The following is a 4,218-nucleotide window of genomic DNA, read 5'->3' as shown; positions in this document are numbered from 1 at the left end:
TCGGTCGCCAATTATATCAGATTCCGATTCTGCATATCTCTGAAGGTTTCAACCATCTGCCGCTGGTGCTGTCCGGGGCTTTGATCGTGCTGTTCTCCGTCGAGCACGTTCTGGCCATGCTGCACGGCAAAGAGGTCATCCCATCGTGGCATTGATTATTCTGTCCATTGCGTTCCTGGGCCTGCTCATTCTGGGCGTGCCGGTGGCCTTTGCGATTGGCCTGTCGTCGATTGCGACGATTCTCTATGAAGGCCTGCCGCTGGCGGTGGTGTTCCAGCGCATGAGTTCGGGGATGAATATCTTCTCCTTTCTCGCCATTCCGTTTTTCATCTTCGCCGGTGACTGATGCTTTACGGCGGCATTGCCGACCGTATCGTGCAACTGGCGAAGAATATGGTCGGCCATATTCGGGGCGGGCTCGGCATGTCGAATGTCGTCGCCTGCACTCTGTTCGGCGGCGTTTCCGGCTCGCCCGTGGCCGATGTATCGGCAATGGGCGCAGTGATGATCCCGATGATGAAAAAGGAAGGGATCGACGCCGATTACGCCGTGAACGTCACCACGCACGCCTCGCTGGTGGGCGCGTTGATGCCGACCAGCCATAATATGATTATTTATTCGCTGGCGGCCGGGGGCAAAGTCTCGATCTCGGCGCTGATTGTGGCCGGGCTGGTTCCGGCGGCGCTGTTGACGGTCTGCATGCTGATCGCTGCCTATGCCGTGGCGGTCAAGCGCGGCTATCCGGCGGGCACTTTCCCTGGGTGGGGGGCGGTGTTTCACTCCTTCCTGCAAGCGATGCCGGGGCTTTTTTGTTGCCGTCATCATCATCACCGGCATTCTCACTGGGATTTTCACGGCGACCGAATCCGCCGCCGTTGCGGTGATTTATGCGCTGGTGGTGACGATCTTCGTTTACCGGGCGTTGTCGTGGCAGAATCTGGTGAAAGCGGCGGCAAAGGCGGCGAAAACCACGGGCGTTGTGCTGCTGCTGATCGGGGTTTCCACCGTCTTCGGGTATCTCATCAGTCTTTATGATGTGGCACAACTTGCCTCCGAAGGGATCGCCCAGCTCACGACGAACCCGCTTCTGGTGTTCTTCCTGATTAACCTGATCCTGTTTGTGCTCGGTACATTTCTCGATATGGCCGCGACGATCCTTATCTGTACGCCGCTGTTTCTGCCGATTGCGATGCAGTATGGCATGGGGCCGGTTCAGTTCGGGATGGTGATGCTGATTAACTGCGCCCTGGGCCTCAATACCCCGCCGGTCGGCACGACCCAGTTCGTCGGCTGCGCGATCGGCGAGGTTAGCGTTGGGCATGTGATGAAGACGATTTGGCCGTTCTATCTGGCCCTCGTCGGCGCGCTGTTCCTCGTGACCTATGTTCCTGCCTTCTCGCTGGCGCTGCCGCGTTGGCTGGTCGGGCTTCAGGGTGGCTGAGATGTCGGCGCTCACCCCCGATATTCGGGCTAAGCTCGAAAATGTCAGCACGGCGACACTCACGACGCTGCTGTTCAAGCGCGGCTTCCGGAATCTCTTTATCCACGGGGTGAAGGCGATAACCCCGAAGGCGAAGCGCTTGATCGGCCTTGCCTATACTTTGCGCCATATTCCGGCGCGCGAAGATATCGACACGCCAGAGGTTTTCCGCGACCCGGAGCACCCGCAGCGCAAAGCGGTTGAAACGATGCCGCAAGATCATGTGTTGGTGATGGATTGCCGCCAGGATGTGTTAGCGGCCTCCGCCGGGGGGATTCTGGTAACGCGGCTCATGAGGCGCGGTGTCGCGGGGCTGGTGAGCGATGGCGGGATTCGCGATAGCGGCGACATCGGCGCTATGGCGTTTCCGGTCTTCTGCGCGACGCCCTCGGCCCCGGCGAATATTATTCGTCACCGCACAATCGATGCGGGCTTGCCGATTTCCTGCGGCGGCGTGCCGGTCTATCCGGGCGATCTTTTGGTGGGGGATGACGACGGGGTCGTGGTCGTTCCCGCCCATCTCATCGCCGAAATCGCCAAAGAAGCCTGCGAGATGGAGATTTTCGAGCGGTTCGTGATGGAACGGGTGCAGGCGGGCGACAGTATCGTCGGCCTGTATCCGCCGACGCACCTTGAGACTTTTGAGCACTTTCGCGTTTGGCGGGCTGAAAACGGCGTGTAAGCTGTGGTTTCACCCGTCGAGCCCTCCCCGGATTTGCTCCCCCGAGTCCGGGGAGGGTTTTTATTTTTGTGTCCAGAATAATTTGTTCGCCTTATGCCGATGTTGTCTAATTGTCTGTCGAGATACGAACGGTTATAGTGCGAACAACCATGCGGGCCTCAAAAACCTTTAAACCGATTGCGCTGGACCCCACTGTGCGGGCCGTGCGCTTAGGCGATCAACTCTACGAATTAATCCTGGCGCGCATCGTCAAGGGGGAATTCGTGGAGGGCGAGCGGCTTCCATCCGAAATTCGATTGTGTGAGGAATTCGGCGTCTCGCGCCCGGTGGTGCGGGAGGCGCTATCGCGCCTGCAAGCCGATGGGCTGGTGGTCTCGCGCCAGGGCTCCGGCTCTTACGTTATGCGCCGCCCCAGCGAGGAGATGATCTCGATTGCGCCTGCCGGCTCGATTGCCGATTTGATGCGCTGTTTCGAGTTTCGTATTGCCCTTGAGGGCGAGACGGCGGCGCTGGCCGCCCTGCGCCGCTCTGGCGACGATATGAAGCAGATCGATACGGCGATGCAGGCGCTCGATACGGTGATCGATCAAGGGGAAGTGGGCACGGCGCGCGATGTGGATTTGCACATGGCGATTGCCCGCGCGACCCGGAATAAACTCTTCGAAATCAGCCTAAAATCGATTTTTGCCCAGCTCGAAGGCGGTATGCAGCTCGCCCGCAGCCTCTCCTTGCGCCGCAGCCGCGTGCGCCTGGAAACCGTGCAGCGGGAGCATACGGTCATCGTCGATGCCATCCGCGCCGAAGATGCCGACGGCGCGCGGGCGGCGATGCGGACCCATATTAATAACGCGCGGGCCCGCATCCTTACCGATAGTTTGGAGCCCTAATTACGCGGCTCTTTCGCCAGCAAATCTTCCAGCATCGGGGCGAGTTCGGCCTCTTCGGCGGCGCTCATATCGGCCAGCAGCGGCAGAATCGGGCCAGTATCGGCGATGCCGGACAGGCGCACCAGCCCGTGCAGCACGCGGATGAAGCCGTATTTTTCGCGGGCGTTTTCCAGCGGGAAGAAGCGTTGCATCAGGGCTTGGGCGTGCGCGAAATCGCCCGCCTGCGCCGCCTTCAGGAAGGCTTGCGAAACGGCGGGAATGAGGCAGACCAGCCCGGACGTATAGCCCGCCAGCTTGAAATGCTGAAGATGGGCGAGGGCCGGGCGCTCGCCCATGCCGCTGACGATCAAACTGCGGTCAACCTGCTGGACGAGTTCGGTCAGGAAGGGGTCTTGGAGCGGGTCCTTGCGGTCGATGGCGTATTTAATGGCGCAGATCACGCCGTCGCGGGCCAGGCTGCCGAGCTGGGCGGGGGTGAGATAGCCTTCGCCCTTGGCGTAGACGAGCAAGGGTTTGCCCATGACGTCGGCGGCGCGGCGCAACCCGGCTTCCACGCCCGCCGGGTGAATGGCGGTCGTCGTCGGCAGCGTCAGCGTCGTCGGGAAGGCGCGGTTGCGCAGGATTTTGGCCTGATCGATCATCTTGCCGAAATCCGGGCCGATGGCGGGGATCACCCAGCTTTCCGGCGCGGCCGAGTCTTCCAGAATATCGAGCATCTGGCAGAAGCCATCGATGGTGAGATTATAGATATTGGCATTGCCGCCATAGAGCAGCGTGGAAACCCCACCCGCTTCGATATGGCGAATGAGCGCCTTATTCTGGGCGGCATTCACCGACAAATCGGCGCTCATGGCGAGCGGCGGCACGGCGAAAACCGACCGGGAGATATCGGCGGGCTGAACGGCGGATGTTTTCATCAAAAGCTCCGGCAGGGCAAGAAGGGCAGCCTGCGTAGGACTGCCGCAGACGGGTCTGGTATGACTAGGAGGATACTCTGTCTGGATGTAAGCTTGTCAAGACAAATAGACATGTTGTAAGACAAATAAAACCCAATCGGAGGAAATCTCGATGTCCGTCAAATCGCCTAAGGATCTGCGCAGTTTTCGCTGGTATGGCGTCGATGATCTGCGCTCCTTCGGCCACCGCTCGCGCACCAAGCAAATCGGCTA

At 60.1% G+C, this 4,218-nt stretch carries 5 protein-coding genes and 1 pseudogene; 5 read left to right on the top strand and 1 reads right to left on the bottom strand.

Annotated features, from left to right (window positions below; genetic code table 11):
* The first annotated feature begins 145 nt into the window (after positions 1–145).
* The 5 genes and pseudogenes from VZ95_RS27945 (at position 146) to VZ95_RS04255 (ending at position 3,049) form a co-directional block, all read left to right on the top strand.
* Positions 146–346, top strand: coding sequence for a TRAP transporter large permease subunit (locus VZ95_RS27945; protein WP_269747054.1), 201 nt, complete (start codon positions 146–148; stop codon positions 344–346).
* Positions 346–750 (top strand): annotated as a pseudogene (locus VZ95_RS27940) (TRAP transporter large permease subunit); the annotation flags it as partial. The gene VZ95_RS27945 and the pseudogene VZ95_RS27940, both read left to right, overlap by 1 nt.
* Positions 716–1,441, top strand: coding sequence for a TRAP transporter large permease subunit (locus VZ95_RS27935; RefSeq protein WP_269747053.1), 726 nt, complete (start codon positions 716–718; stop codon positions 1,439–1,441). The pseudogene VZ95_RS27940 and the gene VZ95_RS27935, both read left to right, overlap by 35 nt.
* 1 nt (position 1,442) lies before the next feature.
* Positions 1,443–2,162, top strand: coding sequence for a ribonuclease activity regulator RraA (locus tag VZ95_RS04260; protein ID WP_045774776.1), 720 nt, complete (start codon positions 1,443–1,445; stop codon positions 2,160–2,162).
* Between the two features lie 149 nt (positions 2,163–2,311).
* Positions 2,312–3,049 carry a FadR/GntR family transcriptional regulator gene (locus VZ95_RS04255; protein ID WP_045774775.1) on the top strand — a complete coding sequence of 246 codons (738 nt, stop codon included), beginning with the start codon at positions 2,312–2,314 and terminating at the stop codon, positions 3,047–3,049.
* Here VZ95_RS04255 and VZ95_RS04250 read toward each other — a convergent pair.
* Positions 3,046–3,966 carry a dihydrodipicolinate synthase family protein gene (locus VZ95_RS04250; RefSeq protein WP_045774774.1) on the bottom strand — a complete coding sequence of 307 codons (921 nt, stop codon included), beginning with the start codon at positions 3,964–3,966 and terminating at the stop codon, positions 3,046–3,048. The two genes, VZ95_RS04255 and VZ95_RS04250, sit on opposite strands and share 4 nt — an antisense overlap.
* Positions 3,967–4,218 lie beyond the last annotated feature (252 nt).

Origin of the sequence: Elstera litoralis (genome assembly GCF_000963705.1) — a bacterium.
Lineage (GTDB): Bacteria > Pseudomonadota > Alphaproteobacteria > Elsterales > Elsteraceae > Elstera > Elstera litoralis.
The sequence above is the reverse complement of the archived record's forward strand: the minus strand, read 5'-3'. Positions and strand labels throughout refer to the sequence as shown.